Origin of the sequence: Mammaliicoccus sp. P-M58 (assembly GCF_022386165.1) — a bacterium.
Classification (GTDB): domain Bacteria; phylum Bacillota; class Bacilli; order Staphylococcales; family Staphylococcaceae; genus Mammaliicoccus; species Mammaliicoccus sciuri.
Map to the genome: position 1 here is coordinate 47,611 of NZ_JAJNJI010000009.1, position 16,043 is coordinate 63,653.

General features: G+C 30.5%; 14 protein-coding genes. 9 read left to right on the top strand and 5 right to left on the bottom strand.

The window, feature by feature from the left end; translation table 11 throughout:
• Window positions 1-51: 51 nt before the first annotated feature.
• The 4 genes from LQ694_RS10665 to LQ694_RS10680 form a co-directional block, all read right to left on the bottom strand.
• The gene (locus LQ694_RS10665) at window positions 52-3,747 is read right to left on the bottom strand and encodes a glucosaminidase domain-containing protein (RefSeq protein ID WP_275583836.1); all 3,696 of its coding nucleotides are present in this window, start codon (window positions 3,745-3,747) and stop codon (window positions 52-54) included.
• A gap of 119 nt (window positions 3,748-3,866) precedes the next feature.
• Window positions 3,867-4,289 (bottom strand): GNAT family N-acetyltransferase, encoded by a 423-nt coding sequence (locus tag LQ694_RS10670; RefSeq protein ID WP_058612204.1) that lies wholly within the window; start codon window positions 4,287-4,289, stop codon window positions 3,867-3,869.
• A 348-nt stretch (window positions 4,290-4,637) separates the two neighbouring features.
• Window positions 4,638-5,117 carry a DUF2538 family protein gene (locus tag LQ694_RS10675; protein ID WP_179296634.1) on the bottom strand — a complete coding sequence of 160 codons (480 nt, stop codon included), beginning with the start codon at window positions 5,115-5,117 and terminating at the stop codon, window positions 4,638-4,640.
• 18 nt (window positions 5,118-5,135) lie between these two features.
• Window positions 5,136-6,410 (bottom strand): LCP family glycopolymer transferase, encoded by a 1,275-nt coding sequence (locus LQ694_RS10680; protein ID WP_049319895.1) that lies wholly within the window; start codon window positions 6,408-6,410, stop codon window positions 5,136-5,138.
• A 197-nt stretch (window positions 6,411-6,607) separates the two neighbouring features.
• Between LQ694_RS10680 and LQ694_RS10685 the strand changes: the two genes are divergently transcribed.
• The 6 genes from LQ694_RS10685 (at window position 6,608) to LQ694_RS10710 (ending at window position 11,851) form a co-directional block, all read left to right on the top strand.
• A complete protein-coding gene (locus LQ694_RS10685) occupies window positions 6,608-7,456 on the top strand; it encodes a WecB/TagA/CpsF family glycosyltransferase (protein WP_227531805.1) in 849 nt (282 codons plus the stop codon).
• Between the two features lie 122 nt (window positions 7,457-7,578).
• A complete protein-coding gene (locus tag LQ694_RS10690) occupies window positions 7,579-8,952 on the top strand; it encodes an AMP-binding protein (protein WP_218696747.1) in 1,374 nt (457 codons plus the stop codon).
• Window positions 8,934-10,076, top strand: a complete 1,143-nt coding sequence (locus LQ694_RS10695) for a thiolase family protein (RefSeq protein ID WP_096791251.1) — start codon at window positions 8,934-8,936, stop codon at window positions 10,074-10,076. The genes LQ694_RS10690 and LQ694_RS10695 overlap by 19 nt, the downstream gene beginning before the upstream one ends.
• Window positions 10,039-10,401 (top strand): hypothetical protein, encoded by a 363-nt coding sequence (locus LQ694_RS10700; protein WP_065381061.1) that lies wholly within the window; start codon window positions 10,039-10,041, stop codon window positions 10,399-10,401. Before LQ694_RS10695 ends, LQ694_RS10700 begins: the two co-directional genes overlap by 38 nt.
• A gap of 8 nt (window positions 10,402-10,409) precedes the next feature.
• Window positions 10,410-10,661, top strand: a complete 252-nt coding sequence (locus LQ694_RS10705) for a hypothetical protein (protein WP_049319898.1) — start codon at window positions 10,410-10,412, stop codon at window positions 10,659-10,661.
• 122 nt (window positions 10,662-10,783) lie between these two features.
• Window positions 10,784-11,851, top strand: coding sequence for an acyltransferase family protein (locus LQ694_RS10710; protein WP_096791252.1), 1,068 nt, complete (start codon window positions 10,784-10,786; stop codon window positions 11,849-11,851).
• Window positions 11,852-11,893: 42 nt separating this feature from the next.
• On the opposite strand, the gene tagH is transcribed toward LQ694_RS10710, so the two are convergent.
• The gene (gene tagH / locus LQ694_RS10715; RefSeq protein WP_058591044.1) at window positions 11,894-12,688 is read right to left on the bottom strand and encodes a teichoic acids export ABC transporter ATP-binding subunit TagH; all 795 of its coding nucleotides are present in this window, start codon (window positions 12,686-12,688) and stop codon (window positions 11,894-11,896) included.
• A 207-nt stretch (window positions 12,689-12,895) separates the two neighbouring features.
• Between tagH and LQ694_RS10720 the strand changes: the two genes are divergently transcribed.
• The 3 genes from LQ694_RS10720 (at window position 12,896) to LQ694_RS10730 (ending at window position 15,930) form a co-directional block, all read left to right on the top strand.
• The gene (locus tag LQ694_RS10720) at window positions 12,896-13,699 is read left to right on the top strand and encodes an ABC transporter permease (RefSeq protein ID WP_049319900.1); all 804 of its coding nucleotides are present in this window, start codon (window positions 12,896-12,898) and stop codon (window positions 13,697-13,699) included.
• 118 nt (window positions 13,700-13,817) lie between these two features.
• Window positions 13,818-14,873, top strand: coding sequence for a CDP-glycerol glycerophosphotransferase family protein (locus LQ694_RS10725; RefSeq protein WP_049319901.1), 1,056 nt, complete (start codon window positions 13,818-13,820; stop codon window positions 14,871-14,873).
• Window positions 14,874-14,877: 4 nt separating this feature from the next.
• The gene (locus tag LQ694_RS10730; protein WP_218696745.1) at window positions 14,878-15,930 is read left to right on the top strand and encodes a glycosyltransferase family 2 protein; all 1,053 of its coding nucleotides are present in this window, start codon (window positions 14,878-14,880) and stop codon (window positions 15,928-15,930) included.
• Window positions 15,931-16,043: the final 113 nt, after the last annotated feature.

A 16,043-nucleotide genomic window follows, 5' to 3' on the forward strand; every position in this document is an offset into this window, starting at 1 on the left:
CTATAAAATCAAACGAATGCCTTATGAAAGGCATTCGTTTTAACTTTAGTATTATGCTTTATATTGATCAACATCGTAATATTGACCATCTGTTTGAATCTGTTGATAGAAGTCGCTAATTCGTTTTGCATTAGACTTAGCAAAGTCTATGCCTGTAGCATATTGATGAACGCCAGGATTTTGCGGATTAAATCTCATTTTATAGAGTGTGTTTTGTCCAGATTTAATGTAATTATTAGCTATAAATTGAGCACCACCTAAGATTGCTTTTTCAGGTGTGTTCCATCCTGCTTGTTGTGCATATTTAATACCACCATATAATGCATTTTTATCAATAGCGCCAACCCCAAACATATTATAATATTTTGTTTGAGCATTTAAATCAACATTACCATTTTGGTCGATTGATCCACCATTAGCTAAATCACTTGTACCATTACCAGTTTCTAATAACGCATGTGAAATTAAATATATTTCATTAATGCCTACTGCTTTTGCTGCTTGGCTAAAGGCATTACCTTGATTTTCAAGAATCCCTTTACCACGTAACAATTCATTTAATTTAGTTGCTGAAATATTTTGAGACTTGTTTAGGTCTAAAAATTGATATTTTTGAATTGGGTCATTTACATATTTACTTGTATCCATAGCATCTTTAACTTCAGCTCTCGTAGCATTTCTAATACCACTTGCTAATACTTTTTTAGGTTCAGAACCATTTCTTAATGCCATTTGAATATCTACAGCTTGATCTAACGTATATGGGCTAGTTGAAACATTTGTTGATTCTGTAGCGAGTTGTAAATACTTAGCATTAATCCATACAGTTTTACCATTTAATAAACCTTTATACCATAATTCATTACCAACTTTTTGAGATGAAATAACTTTAAAGTATGAATATTGGTAGTTTTGTAATGAACCTAGTAATGTTTTTTTAGATACTGAAGGTTCACTATAGAAATATCCACTGTTATCAAAAATTAAGTAGTTTTGATAGTTTTCTTTTAAAGCAATAGGCTGATTGTTAACAGCACTTGATTTTATAGCATTTGTCTTTTTAGGTTGAGCGACAGTTGGTTTATTAACAACTTTTGGTTGTGTTGTTACTTTTTGTAATTGAATGTCTTTAGCATTCACCCATCCTAATGGAATGGCATTATTATCTTGAAGTAGATAATATGTTTGATTATTATAAGTAGATTGTTTACCAATCTTGAATGTTTTTCCTGCTTTGTTGATTGCAGGTACAGTTTTTTGGTCATATACAGAAGTATATACACCAGAGATATTTTTATTAACTTTACCTAAATAGTTAACACGAACCGTTTTAGCAACTGCATTTGTTTTTGTTGTGTTAGAAGCAACAGGTTTCGGAGTTGCCTTAGGTTTCGCTGTGTTAGAAGCAGCAGGTTTCGGCGTTGCTTTAGTATTGTTTTGCAGTTGAATGTCACTAGATTTCACCCAACCTAAAGGAGTGCCGTTATTATCTTGTAATAAATAATATATTTGGTTGTTATAGTTAGATTGTTTACCAATATTAAATGTTTTACCAACTTTGTTAGCAGCTGATTTAGTTTTAGTATCATAAACTGAACTATAAACACCTGATGCGTTTGTATTAACTTTACCTTTATAGTTAACAACTACTGTTTTTGCAGGACTCGCTACAGGCGTAGTAGGTTTAGGCTTAGACACAACAGGTGTAGACGGTTTAGGTTTAGAAACTACTGGTGCAGTCGGTTTAGGTTTAGAGACTACAGGTGTAGTAGGTTTAGGTTTTGACACAACAGGTGTAGTCGGCTTAGGCTTAGAAACTACAGGTGTATTGGGTTGAGTTACGCTACCTGTTTTGTATAAATATTTCTCTCGCACTAAATCTATAAGTTCATTAAAAGTATAATTATTTTCAGCAAACCAACCATATGGGTCACTATGATCCGTACCACCTAAATATCTTGAAACAGCATCATGAGACCATAAAGTACCAGTACCATCATTTTCAGCACTATCAAATGGTAAGCCGTAATATGATAAATTAGTTGCGATATAATCTGCATAATTGTTAATAGAGCGAGCAAAACGATCTCCGCCATAAACACGAACTAATTCTACATGTATGAATCGTTCATTTGCGACGCCACCAGCACCCCAAGCTAAGTAATCAGTTGGCGCAACTTCAATAATATTATTATCATCTACAAAGGCATGTACAAATGCACTTTCATAGTTGTTTTTCATATATGCAATTTCGCCTTGAATTGTTGAATTAGGATTTGCAGTTTCATGTGCAATAATACCTTCAGGTTTACCAACACCATTACGATATGGAATTTTTGGAATATGACTTGAAAAATCTTCAACATATGTCGGAACTGCATAATTATTATTTCTAATTTGATTATTTATTGACGAACTTACTGTAGGACTATAAGAACTAGATGTAGTAGCGACAGCTTTTTTAACAACAGGCGCACTACTTACTGATCTAAATGCAAAAGTGCTAACTTGTGGTTGAACACTAGCAGTTTCTAATTGAACTTTGGCATTTTGCGTACTATTAGCCACTTCAGTATCTTGAGCATCATTAGTAGAAGTAGGCTGAGCTAAGTCATCAGAAACCTGTTCATTGTTTATTTCTTCAGTATTGTCTTCTTTTGTAGTTACATCAGTATCTTGATCTACTTCATTAGAAGTAGATTGAGTAGTATCTTCAGAAACTTCTTGGTTGTTATTAACTTCCGTATTATCTTCAGAAGAAGCTCCTTCAGTTTTTTGATCTTCTTCGTTAGAAGTAGGTTGAGTAGTATCTTCAGAAACCTCGTTGTTATTCGTAACTTCAGAATTATCTTCAGTAGAAGCTACATCAGTATCTTGATCTTCTTCGTTAGAAGTAGATTGAGCAGTATCTTCAGAAACCTCGTTGTTATTCGTAACTTCAGAGTTATCTTCAGAAGAAGCTACTTCAGTTTTTTGATCTTCTTCGTTAGAAGTAGATTGAGCAGTATCTTCAGAAACCTCGTCGTTATTTGTAACTTCAGAATTATCATCAGTAGAAGCTACTTCAGTTTTTTGATCTACTTCATTAGAAATAGATTGAGTAGTATCTTCAGAAACTTCTTGGTTGTTATTAACTTCCGTATTATCTTCAGAAGAAGCTCCTTCAGTTTTTTGATCTTCTTCGTTAGAAGTAGATTGAGCAGTATCTTCAGAAACCTCGTCGTTATTCGTAACTTCAGAGTTATCTTCAGAAGAAGCTACATCAGAGTTTTGATTTTCTTCATTAGAAGTAGGTTGAGTAGTATCTTCAGAGTCGTTATTCGTAACTTCAGAATTATCATCAGTAGAAGCTACATCAGAGTTTTGATTTTCTTCATTAGAAGTAGGTTGAGTAGTATCTTCAGAAACCTCAGTATTATCCTCAGCAGAAGTTACATCTGTGTCTTGTTCTACTTCATTAGAAGTAGGCTGTACTGATTCATTAGTTGTATTTTCTACTTTTTGGTTAGGCCCATCAATTATAGATGGATCTTTATATTCTTTAGTACCTGAAACGTTTAAAGATTGGCTTTTTAATTCTTTTTGTTCATCTTGAATCTGACTAGCATTATCATGTTGTTCAATGATGTTTTTATTTTCTTTGTTTGTGGTTTGTTCTTCTGCATTTACTTGATGTGATACAAGCGTAGTACCTGCTAAAGTCATTGCTACAAGTGCGGGTGTTTTGTAATAGAATTTTTTATCCATAAACAATCTCCTTTTGTATAGGTATTTATTTATAATCAGTATAAGGCTTTTTAATATTAAAAGATGAACTTTTTAAGAAATGTAATGTAACTTTAATATTTGAGATATTAATAATTTATCTAAAAAGTTAATTTCATAAAATAGTGAGGAATCTTTTCTTCTAAGAATTCTTCACCTTCAGTTTTGTAACCTAATTTTTCATAGAAACCTTTAGCGTGTGATTGTCCATTAAGTACTGTACCTTTATATCCATCTTCACTAGCTTTTTGATTAATAAAATTCATCACATCTTTACCGTAACCAAATTTTCTATAAGGTTTTAAAACGGCAACTCTCTCTACTTTCGCATAGCCATTTTTATAATTTCTAAAACGACCTACCGCAGCTGGTTTATCATTATGATATAGAACAACATGCTTAGAAACATTTTCAAATTCATCTATCTCTGCATCTATAGCAACACCTTGTTCTTCAACGAATACAATTTTTCTAATATTTAACCCATCTTGTATGTCTTTTTGGCTTTCTGCAATTTTGATCATTATGATACCTCCATTGTTTTGATTCAATTTATTATACATTATGATTATTCTAATTGATGTAGTAAATTAAAAACTCAAGAAATAATAAATAGTTGGTAAATTTAGGGGTGTATTTATCAAGACAGGGCAAACAAGATAAATAGGGACGTTGTATTTATCAAGACAGACAAAACAAGATAAATAGACATCACCAATATTGCAAGACGATGCCGACTAGCAACATTGGGTGACTGAATATTGCAAGTGAGGCATGACTAGCAACATTCACACTATATAATCTCTATTAGCCCCATCTCACTTCTGTTCACACAAAAAAGCTGAACCATTTTATATGGATCAGCTTTTAATTTATATTTTTTGAACTGCTTGTCTTCTAACGATTGCGGTATATTGCCAGAATAATCTTAATTGGTGAATACTCCAATTTGTCATACCCATTGTATATCCGCTCGGTGTAAATATTTGAATTTGGCTTGTTTCTAGTGCTGCTGCTACTAAATATTGTAAATGAACACTTAATGATTTCATTTCTTCTGTTAAACCTGTTTCTGTATATACCCATGAAAAAGGTAAGGGGTTATCAAAGATATTGATAACATTAAATATTTCTGGGATGGCAATGATATAACAAGCGCCATCTACAATTGGATCGTTGTTTGCTTGATTATAGTATAGTAATAACGCTTCATAATTCTCATGATGTTCGTGATTAACATAGTACAAATTTTGTCTAAAGTGAGACAAATCTCCAGAATGAATAATTTGATTTTCAAGTGCATCAAACATTGTATTGATTTGTTCATATTTTTCATATGTTTTACGTTGAATCATAATTTGCCTCCTTTCCTAGTAAACTTCTGGACCAGGTTGTTGAGCGCTTTGATCCGGTGCTTGACCACTTTGATCTGGTGTTGCTTGTTGAGGTACTTCTTGTTGAGGTACTTCTTGTGATGGTGCTTGTTCTATAGGTTGTTCTACAGGCTGCTCAGACGGTTGTTCAGTTTGCTGCTGAGTTGATTCTTCAGTATCAGGCTCTATAGCAGGTTCGACTGTTTCAGCTGAATCGCTATTAATAGATGTGTTTCCACTCTTTAGACTTTTCTTAGATACTTCAATATAAGGTGTTAGATCTCCATATGCTTGAATCATCAAATAATTCATTAATTCTGTTTTCTTAGTCTTAGGCAAGTTTAAGTCTTTTCTAAGTTTATTAGACAGTTCTAATAAATTATCTAAGTCAGGATTGAAGAAGTAAACACCATTAAAATTAGCATCAGTTCCTGTAACTTGTTCGGTTTTAATTTTTACTTTACTTGATGAATAAGTCGTTGCTAAGTTTTGGATATCTTCAAATGAGAAATTGTGTTTCGCATTTTTACCAACGATTTTAACTAAGTCATCTAATTTATTAATTGAATTTGTTTCTTGAGCTTTTTTGATAATGGCTTTAATCATTTCCATTTGACGTTTACCACGTTCTAAATCTGAATCTTGTTTTCTTGAACGAACAACGGCAAGCGCTTCGTCACCAGATAAATTACGTTTACCTTTTTTGACTTTAATTCGACCTTTATCTTCTGTGTTTGGCTCATTTAAATCAAACGGCACGTTATATTCAATACCACCAAGTTCATCAACAACTTCAACAAAAGCTTCCATATTAATTCTTGCATAGTAATCTACTGGAACATTTAATGTACTTTCAACACTTTCCATTGAACCTTCTGGCCCATCTATTGCATGAGCATGCGTGATTTTATCATAATATTTTACGGCTGGTATATAACTTAATGTATCACGTGGAATACTAACCATACGTATTTGTTTTTTATCTCTATTAAAAGTTGTATAAATCATAGCATCAGTGCGAGATTGGTTAGCCTTTTGACCACCTTCACGTCTTGATGTACTATCATCGACACCTAGAAATAATACCGATACATGATCTAAACTAGGATCTACTGGTTTATCTCTTAAAGATGATTTACTTTTTTTAGAATCAAGAAATGAGTCATTAATTGCACCTTTAGTTTCAAGATAAAGCATAAGTCCAAATACTACGGGTAGAATCATGAGTACTATTGACATCAAAAGTAAACCTATTTTTGCGAATCTTTTCATATTATATATTTACCCTTCTATTCGTATTGTGTTTTGAAATATCTATTTTTGCATATTATACATCATATATGATTATACAAGTAAAATTCAACAATTTAAATGAATTATGTGTACTACTTATCAAATATAGAATGTAAATTTGTTGTAAAATTTATGGAAATGGTGTAAATTATAGTGAAGAATGAGAGGTGAGACAAATGGCAAAAGTACTAGAAAAAGATTTAAATAGTATAAGTGAACAAATAGAGTTAAACAGAGAGAATTCGTATGATGTGATTAAGCCTCCAACCGTTAATGTTCTAGGTTTGCCATTTGCAAACCTGACGGCGAATGAAATGGTAGAACGTATTAAGTATTTTGTAAATCAGGAAACGAATGACAATTTATTTATTGTAACAGCTAATCCTGAAATTGCACATTATGCTTATAGCAATAATCATTATCAACGACGTATTAAACATGCAGATTACATTGTACCAGATGGTATTGGTATTGTTAAAGCAGCAAAATATTTAAATACGCCATTAAAAGAACGTGTTCCGGGAATAGAGTTAATGGAAGAAATGTTGAATATTGCAAACGCAAGTAGCAAGAGAGTATTCTTATTAGGCTCTTCTAAAGAAGGGGTTAAAGCAACTCGTAAAATTTTAGAAGAACAATACCCAAATATTACGTTTGATCATAAACATGGCTATAAACATGTACTAGATTATAAAGTAACTAAGAAAATAAAGAAATTTAATCCAGACTTTATTTTTGCGGCAATGGGTTTTCCTAAACAAGAAGATTGGATTTATTATAACCGTCATCACTTTAAACATACTGTAATGATGGGTGTAGGTGGCTCATTTGATGTCATAAGCGGAAATGTTAAACGTGCACCAAAAATGTTTATTAAACTTAATTTAGAATGGTTATATAGAATTATAACTGATTTGAAGCGTGTGAATAGAGCTCTTAAAATTCCACTGTTCTTAAAAGAAGTTCAATTCCAAAAATCATGTACACCTAAAAAGAATAAATATGATTATATGAAGAATAGATAATTTAGAAACACCTTAATGTTGAATTTTAACATTGAGGTGTTTTATTTTATGAGGATTTTTATCTATTTAATTGTTAACTAAATGTTATGATAAAGGTAACAATAAAAGTAGGTGACTTTGTAATGCAAGTACTGGAACTCATAAATCAACAATTAAATACAAAAGAAGATAGAATTGCCATGTATATTGATGAGACGCATATAACTTATAACGATTTAATGATAGAATCTGAAAAAATTGCCACAGCGTTAATACAATATCCAAAGAATATTATGATTGGTATTACGATGAAAAACCCCATTCAGTTTATAAAATGGTATATTGCAGCTTTAAAGTGTGAACTAATACCATGTATCCTTGATCCTTATATATCTGAAGAGAAAACGAATGAATTGTTAACGCTATATCATATTCCATTATTAGTAGATGACAGTAGTAAAGTTACGTATCGAAAAATAGAAAATAATACATCATTACCGCGAGATATTTTACATATTGGATTTACTTCTGGGACGACAGGCATACCTAAAGCTTATATGAGAAATCATCAATCTTGGATTCAGTCATTTAAATATAATGAAGACTTACTTAAGGGTTATACAAACATTATTATAGCTCCTGGTCCATATGCACATTCTTTAACACTATACGCTATGATTTATACATTATGTACAGGTAGAACATTTATTGGCCAAAAGAAATTTAATACGCAAATTCTAAATAAATTAATCAATAAATTTAGTGAAAATCAAACAATGTTTATAGTACCTACAATGCTATATAGTTTATTGAATCATAACGTTCATTTAATGAATGTTACAAGTATTTTTTCATCAGGTGCAAAATTATCTACTCAAATATTTGAAAAATTTAAGCATAAGTATCCTTATATTGATTTAATTGAATTCTTTGGTAGCTCTGAAGCGAGTTTTATAAGCTACAATATTAATGGACAAGCAGATTCAGAATCTGTAGGTAAACTATTTCCATCTGTTCAAGTTCAAATTAAAGATAAAGATGAAAATAATATAGGTAGATTATATGTCAAAAGTGACATGACTTTTAGTGGTTATTTGAATGAAGATGTCAGTGATGAGTGGATTAAAATAGGTGATTGGGCAACAATTTCCAAAGACCAAGAACTACGATTATTTGGGCGAGAAAGTGACCGTTTAATTATTGGTGGTAAAAACGTATATCCAGAGATTATTGAGCAAAAATTATTAAATCTAGATATTGTTGATGAAGCAATTATTATAAGTAAGCAACATAATAAATTTGGGGAAATAGCTATTTTATTATATAAAGGTAAGGATGATTTGGAATATTTAAACATGAAAGAGTATTTATTAGCATGTGGATTAAGTCGTTATGAAATACCATCTCAGATGATACGGGTTAAAAAGATGAAATATACAGCTAGTGGGAAGATAGCAAGATATAAGATGAAATCTATTTATGAATTAGGAGGAAAAGCATGGAACCAGTTATTGTAGCTGCAAAGCGAACGCCATTTGGTAAATATGGCGGTATTTTTAAACAGTTGGAACCTGAAATACTTTTGAAACCTTTATATGAATATTTGTTAGCTAAACATGCTGAAGCACTTGAACATTTAAGTGATGTTGTTTTAGGAAACGTAGTAGGAAATGGGGGAAATATTGCGAGAAAGTCATTGCTAGAAGCAGGTTTACCAGTTGATATTCCTGGTGTCACAATAGATAGGCAATGTGGTGCAGGATTAGAAGCGGTAACGTATGCTTGTAGAATGATCCAAGCAGGTGCTGGTGAAGTTTATATTGCTGGTGGTGTTGAAAGTACAAGTAGAGCACCTTGGAAAATCAAGAGACCACAATCAGTTTATGACGCACCTGAATTTTTTGAGCGCGCTTCATTTGCACCTGATGGAGAAGATCCTTCAATGATTGAAGCGGCTGAAAATGTTGCACAAGTCTATCAAATCTCTAGAGAAAGTCAGGACGAATTTGCATACAATAGCCATCAAAAGACAATAAAAGCTATGGAAAAAGGTTATTTATCAAATGAAATTTATCCGATTAAAGTAGGGAATGAATGGATCCAACATGACGAAGGCGTTAAACCTAAATTAACTTTAAGAACGTTATCACGTTTAAAACCACTTATTAAAGATGGAACTGTAACAGTAGGTAATAGTTGTATGAAAAATGACGGTGCGGTTTTACTTTTAATTATGAGTAAAGAAAAGGCGACTACTTTAGGTTATCATGAAGGATTGGAATTTATCGAAAGTTCTGTAAAAGGTGTTGATCCAAGATTACTAGGTATAGGACCAGTACCTGCTGTAGAAAGTGTATTGAAAAATTCACAATTAACAATGAAAGAAATTGATTGTGTTGAATTTAATGAAGCATTTAGTTCTCAAGTGCTTGCTTCAAAAGATATGTTAAATATTCCCGACGATAAATTTAATTTGTATGGTGGCGCATTAGCTATTGGACATCCATATGGAGCTAGTGGTGCAAGTCTCGTTACACGCTTATATCATATGAAAGAAATTGAGACATCGATAGCAACAATGGGAATAGGAGGAGGCATGGGACATGCAACATTATTTAGAAGATGGAATCGAAATAATTGAGGTTATTTTCACCAAAGAAGCTGTTGAAGCTTATAAAAAGATACTTCCTATAGAAAAGGATGCACCTTCAGTACCAGTATTGTATTTAGCAAGTATATGGCCAAAATTTTCAATGTTTGAACGTTTTTTAGAAAAAGAGATTTACTTAAAAGAAACCTCAGTTGAACAGTTTAAAGCATTAGATGTTGATACAATTTATAAAGCAAAATTAAAAAATGAGAAAATAAAAAAAGTGAAGTCGTTTACGATTTATGAATTTAGTTTAACGATTAAAAGTAGAGATGACATATACACTCGGCTCAACCAAACATTCGTTGGAAAGTGAGGTATAGTATGAAATTTGATATTAGTCTTGTTAATGAATATTTATCTATTATTCATGATTCAAATCCGATTCATCAAGAAATTGTACCAGGGCAACTTGTATGTGAATGGTTGTTAGAAGATGTTGATTGGCATCATTATACTGTGAAATACAAAAATCCAATTTATATAGATGAAACATTAGAAAAATTTTTGCAGGATAATAAGGTTAAATGTATCAATGCGCAAGGGATGCTAAAGATTATAATTGAAGAGCAATAAAGTACGCGCTTACTTTATCTCTAACAAAAGTTTAATTATAAACAGGTTATATAATTATTTTACAATTAATTTAAAATCATGTAATCTTCATAAGTGACAAAAAATTATGAGTTGGAGTACTTATGAATAGAAAACATGAAATTACTTATGCAAGGGCAATATTTTGCCTAATTATAGTAGCAGTGCATATATTATCAAATTACTTGAGAGACGTAGAATTACAAGATCATAATCGCATGGTTGTATTAACATTTCAAATATTAATTTTGTTTGCGACGCCGTGCTTTATTATTTTGTCAGAATCGTTGATTTCTATGGTTTATAAAGATAAATTACCGAAAAATTTTCTAGTCAAACGCTTTAAATATATTATGATTCCATATTTTACAATTGGAACATTTTATGTGTATACAAAGTATAAAGTTGATGGAAATGAAGAAACATTTTGGCAATTGTTTAAAGAAAATTTATTAATTGGGAATTGGTATGGTTGGTTTGTCGTTGTCATATTCCAATTTTATATTCTACATTTAATCTTCCATAAAGCATTAAGCAAAGCAAATCCAGTTGTTATGCTGGTCATCAGCTTTGCAATCAGTCTGGCGCACTCATATTTAATGTATGATAATGATGCTTATACGAATTGGTGGAATGAATTTTACCCGTTATTCCATAGAACGAATATTCTTTATTGGTTATTCTATTTTGTATTTGGTTATTACTTAGGTAGGTACTACAATGAAGTTCTAACGTTTGTGGAGAAGAAGTTTATGTGGTTAGTAGGAAGTTTAGCTGCCGTAACACTTTTAGTTATTTATTCAATTTATCAAAATGATGTAACAGTCGTTCAATCTAATCGCTATGACATTTTATTATATTCTTCATTAGCGTTTATATTTATATTAGTCATTTCTAAAAAGCTGTCTAAATTTAATATTAGCTTTTTATATTTTATTGGAGAAATATCATTCTTTATATACTTAACACATAAAATTATGGTCTATTACATGGCAAAATATACATTTCATTTTATAGATCAATTCTTTATGTATAATATTGCAACGTATATCTTTGCATTATCGTTAAGTGTCGGTTTAGCAGTTGTTCTTTCATTTTTACCACTTTCTAGATTTATAATTGGAAGAAATTCTATTAACTCAATGATTAGAGGAAACTATAGAGTAGAATAAAAAAGCACGTCATCTTCATTATAGGAGGTGACGTGCTTTTGGTTATTTAAAATAAAAACGTGTAGCATCTAACTCGTCTTTAAAAGCTTTTTTATCGTTTGCTGACTTTTTGTTGAACTCTTTTAAGAATGCTTGGTATTTTGGAAGTACATCTTCAGTAGAACCAAAATCTTTTAGTATGCCGCCTTCAATCCAAGCTATTTTTGTACAAAAATCTTTAACTTGACCTATATTGTGACTGACAAAGAAAATAGTCTTGCCAGCTTCTTTAAATTGATTCATTTTATCTAAACTTTTCTTAGTGAATGTTTGGTCACCAACAGATAATGCTTCATCAATAACAAGAATATCAGGATCAACGGTTACATTGATTGCGAAACCTAATTTAGATTTCATACCGCTTGAATATTTCTTAACAGGTTGATATATAAATTCACCTAATTCAGAGAATTCTATAATTTGAGGTGTAAGTTCTTTAATTTGTTTTTTAGAGAAACCAAGTAATAACATCTTGTATTCGATATTATCTATACCGTTTAATTGAGTGTTTAAACCAGAGTTAATTGCAATAACGTTAACATCGCCGTGGCGTTCGATTATACCGCCTGTTGGTTGTAGTGAGCCACCGATAATATTACTTAATGTTGATTTTCCTGATCCGTTAATACCTACTAAACCGATAATATCACCTTCGTAAGCAGTGAATGATATATCATTCAGCGCTAAAAATCTTTGTGATTGATGCTTTGGTAAAAACACATCTTTTAATCTATCTTTATTACTACGGAAAATTTTATATTCTTTTGTTAGATTATTAATGATAACTGATTCTTTCATATGTACTTCATTCCTTATAATTATTAACAGTTCTATTATGCATTATTTTATGAGTTTAGTAAATTTATTGTAAATTCTGTTAGAATCATGTAAATTATATATGTTCTATAATTACGAGATTAACCTAAAGTTTAATATATCATCTATGCTCATTTGATGCTATATTAAAGATTAAGTTATAAATGTCTTAGCGAGAGAGTGATATTCATGCATGCTGTTTTTACAGTAATAAAAGAGCACGTCAAAAACTTTTATTTGATTCAAAGATTAGCACAATTCCAATTGAAAATTTCGAATCATGATAATTATTTAGGATTAGCTTGGGAGCTTATTAATCCTATACTACAAATATTTGTATATTGGTTTGCATTTGGTTTTGGTATACGTCAGAATGCTCCGATAAATGGTGTACCGTTTATCTTATATTTATTAGTCGGTATTAGTATGTGGTTCTTTGTAAACCAAGGTATACTTGAAGGGACTAAATCAATAGGCACTAAGTTTAATCAAGTTGCAAAGATGAATTTTCCGTTGTCAGCAATACCTGCTTATGTTTTAACAAGTAGATTTTATGGTCATATTATTTTAGTTTTAGTTATTATTTTATTATGTATACCAACTGGTATTATACCTTCGATTTATATTTTACAATTATTTATATATTTACCTTTAGTGTATTTATTTGCATTTTCAGTTTCATTATTAACGTCAACTTTAGGTGTTATTATTCGAGATACACAAATGGCAATGCAAGCTATTTTGAGAATGCTATTTTACATGTCACCAATTCTTTGGATACCAGAAAAAGGTTCAGTAATTGAAATGATTATGAAATTAAATCCAGTTTTCTTTTTTGCAGAAGGTTACAGAGCGGCAATATTATATGATAATTGGTACTTCATAGATCATTGGCAATTATTACTTTATAATATATGTGTGACAGTGTTATTCTTTGTAGTAGGTGCAATATTGCATGTTAGATTTAGACAAAGATTTGCTGACTTTATTTAAAATGATTAATAAATGATAAGGCTGAGACATCGATGATTGTCTCAGCCTTTATCTCAATTTAGAGCTTCTCATGGTCAATTTTTTAACTTTAGTAAATTTTACGTAAGGAAGTGTCAATGTGGTAAGAAGCATAATTAAACAAGTCTATCTTTCAATTATTTTTGTATTTAATAAATTATTTAGAAGTAATGTGAAACGTAAAAATGTCGTGGTATTTATGACATTTAAAGAAGATGTGTTACCTATTATCGAAGCATTAAAGAAAGAACAATATCATATTACTGTTATTGCGCATCCAAAGTGGATTGAATTTTTGAATGATTTAGAAGTAGATAAAGTGATCAATTTAAGTAATAAATATGTCTTACAACAGTTAAAAGCAATTAAAAGTAGTAAAATAATCATTATCGATACATATTATTTATTATTAGGCAGTATCAGTAAAACATCAGAACAAAAAGTTATACAAACATGGCATGCTGCCGGTGCCTTGAAGAAATTTGGCTTAGAAGATAAAAGTATTAATCTTGAGCATAAACAACTGATAAAAAATTATTTATCAGTTTATCATTTTACAGATTATTATTTAGTCAGTTCAGATATTATGAAAGATGTCTTTATTAAAAGTTTAGATGCCAAACCTAATCAAATATTACCATTTGGATTACCAAGATTAGACCAATATAAAGATAAACATGAGTACCCTAATAAAACTAAAAAAATAGCTTTATATGTTCCTACTTATAGAGATTATACAAATGAAATTCATACGATAGATAAACAGAAATTTGAAAAAATGTGCCCTGAATACGAACTTGTGACTAAATTACATCCAAGCATTACTTCACATGATTCAGATCCGAGAGATATACAAGATCTAGTTGAAATGGCAGAAATCATCATTACAGATTATAGTTCATTAAGTATTGAAGCCGCACTATTAAATAAGACGATTATTTTCTATAGTTATGACGAAGAAAAGTATGATGAAATGAGAGGACTCAATCAATACTATTATGAAATGACGAAAGAGAACAAAGCTTATGATTTAGAAACACTTTATAAACATGTGAATCTGAACAAAATTAATAATAAAATTAAACCAATGTGGCATCAGTATACAAACTTTGATGCAACTCAAAAGTTAGTTGATTTTATAAACAAAGGAGCTTAACAATATGGAAGTAAGTGTTATCATCCCTATTTATAATGCAGAAAAAACAATCGAGCAAACTATTAAATCAATTAAAAGTCATTATGAGCATGAAATCATTTGTATTAATGATGGATCTAAAGATAATAGTGCAGATGTAATTAGCAAAATTAATAATCCTAATATTGTACTTGTAAATCGAGAAAATAAAGGTGCTGCGGCAACGAGAAATGAAGGCATTAGTATCGCAAAAGGTAAATATATTATGTTTTGTGATGCAGATGATAAACTAGGTGAAGGTATTATCGACAAGATGGTTGATGCGATAAGAAGAAATGGTACAGATATCGTTGTCGGTAAAGTTTCTCATTTAATTGGTGATCAGATTAGACCGATTCAAACTTACAATGATTTAAAAGCTGTGGATCATACGACATTAAACTTAACACCAGAAGTTACGCAGTCTATAGGTCCTTATGGTAAATTGTACAAACGTGAGATATTAGAAAATATTAGATTTGATGAAGATATTACTTTTTGTGAAGAGCATACCTTTAATTTAAAAGCTTGGTCAAAGAGTCGTATTACAATATTAGATGATTCAGCTTACTTATATAACATAGGCATTGAAGATTCTATAGTAGCGACAAGTTACAAAAATATTGAAAAATATTTAAATGATGCCATTGAAGTTAGAAAAAGAACAATGGACATTTTAAGTGGTTTAAAAGAAAAAGTGAGTAACTACTATAGTTATAGAATGGATTATCTCATCATATACTTTTTAATTCGAAATAATTTTATGAAAGTAGAGAACTTAAATCATGTTATTGATCCATCGATAAAGTATTTAAAAGTCGTTCAACAACTTCAAACGAATAGTGTGATAGACTTGAAAGAGCTCGTATTAACAATTGCTGCGAATTACAATTATGAAAGATTTAAAGAAGTGGCAAGTAATTTAGATATGCAAATTGATAAAAAAGCTTATCGTTCTTATAAATTCAAGCTACTGAAACTAAAGACAAAAATGAACTTAAGAAATATCAGAAATAAAAGTAAAAAAATATCTCATTAAATATTATGAAAATTCAAAAACTACTAACAACTGTAAAATATTGTTAGTAGTTTTTTTGTATTATGTAGATGAATTTATAATTAAAATCAATATTTACACTAATTAAATATTTC

Excerpts from the sequence above, each read along its gene's own strand:
- LQ694_RS10665 (WP_275583836.1), bottom strand. The coding sequence starts at position 3,747 with ATGGATAAAAAATTCTATTACAAAACACCCGCACTTGTAGCAATGACT.
- LQ694_RS10670 (WP_058612204.1), bottom strand. The coding sequence starts at position 4,289 with ATGATCAAAATTGCAGAAAGCCAAAAAGACATACAAGATGGGTTAAAT.
- LQ694_RS10680 (WP_049319895.1), bottom strand. The coding sequence starts at position 6,410 with ATGAAAAGATTCGCAAAAATAGGTTTACTTTTGATGTCAATAGTACTC.
- LQ694_RS10685 (WP_227531805.1), top strand. The coding sequence starts at position 6,608 with ATGGCAAAAGTACTAGAAAAAGATTTAAATAGTATAAGTGAACAAATA.
- LQ694_RS10690 (WP_218696747.1), top strand. The coding sequence starts at position 7,579 with ATGCAAGTACTGGAACTCATAAATCAACAATTAAATACAAAAGAAGAT.
- LQ694_RS10695 (WP_096791251.1), top strand. The coding sequence starts at position 8,934 with ATGGAACCAGTTATTGTAGCTGCAAAGCGAACGCCATTTGGTAAATAT.
- LQ694_RS10700 (WP_065381061.1), top strand. The coding sequence starts at position 10,039 with ATGCAACATTATTTAGAAGATGGAATCGAAATAATTGAGGTTATTTTC.
- LQ694_RS10705 (WP_049319898.1), top strand. The coding sequence starts at position 10,410 with ATGAAATTTGATATTAGTCTTGTTAATGAATATTTATCTATTATTCAT.
- LQ694_RS10710 (WP_096791252.1), top strand. The coding sequence starts at position 10,784 with ATGAATAGAAAACATGAAATTACTTATGCAAGGGCAATATTTTGCCTA.
- tagH (WP_058591044.1), bottom strand. The coding sequence starts at position 12,688 with ATGAAAGAATCAGTTATCATTAATAATCTAACAAAAGAATATAAAATT.
- LQ694_RS10720 (WP_049319900.1), top strand. The coding sequence starts at position 12,896 with ATGCATGCTGTTTTTACAGTAATAAAAGAGCACGTCAAAAACTTTTAT.
- LQ694_RS10730 (WP_218696745.1), top strand. The coding sequence starts at position 14,878 with ATGGAAGTAAGTGTTATCATCCCTATTTATAATGCAGAAAAAACAATC.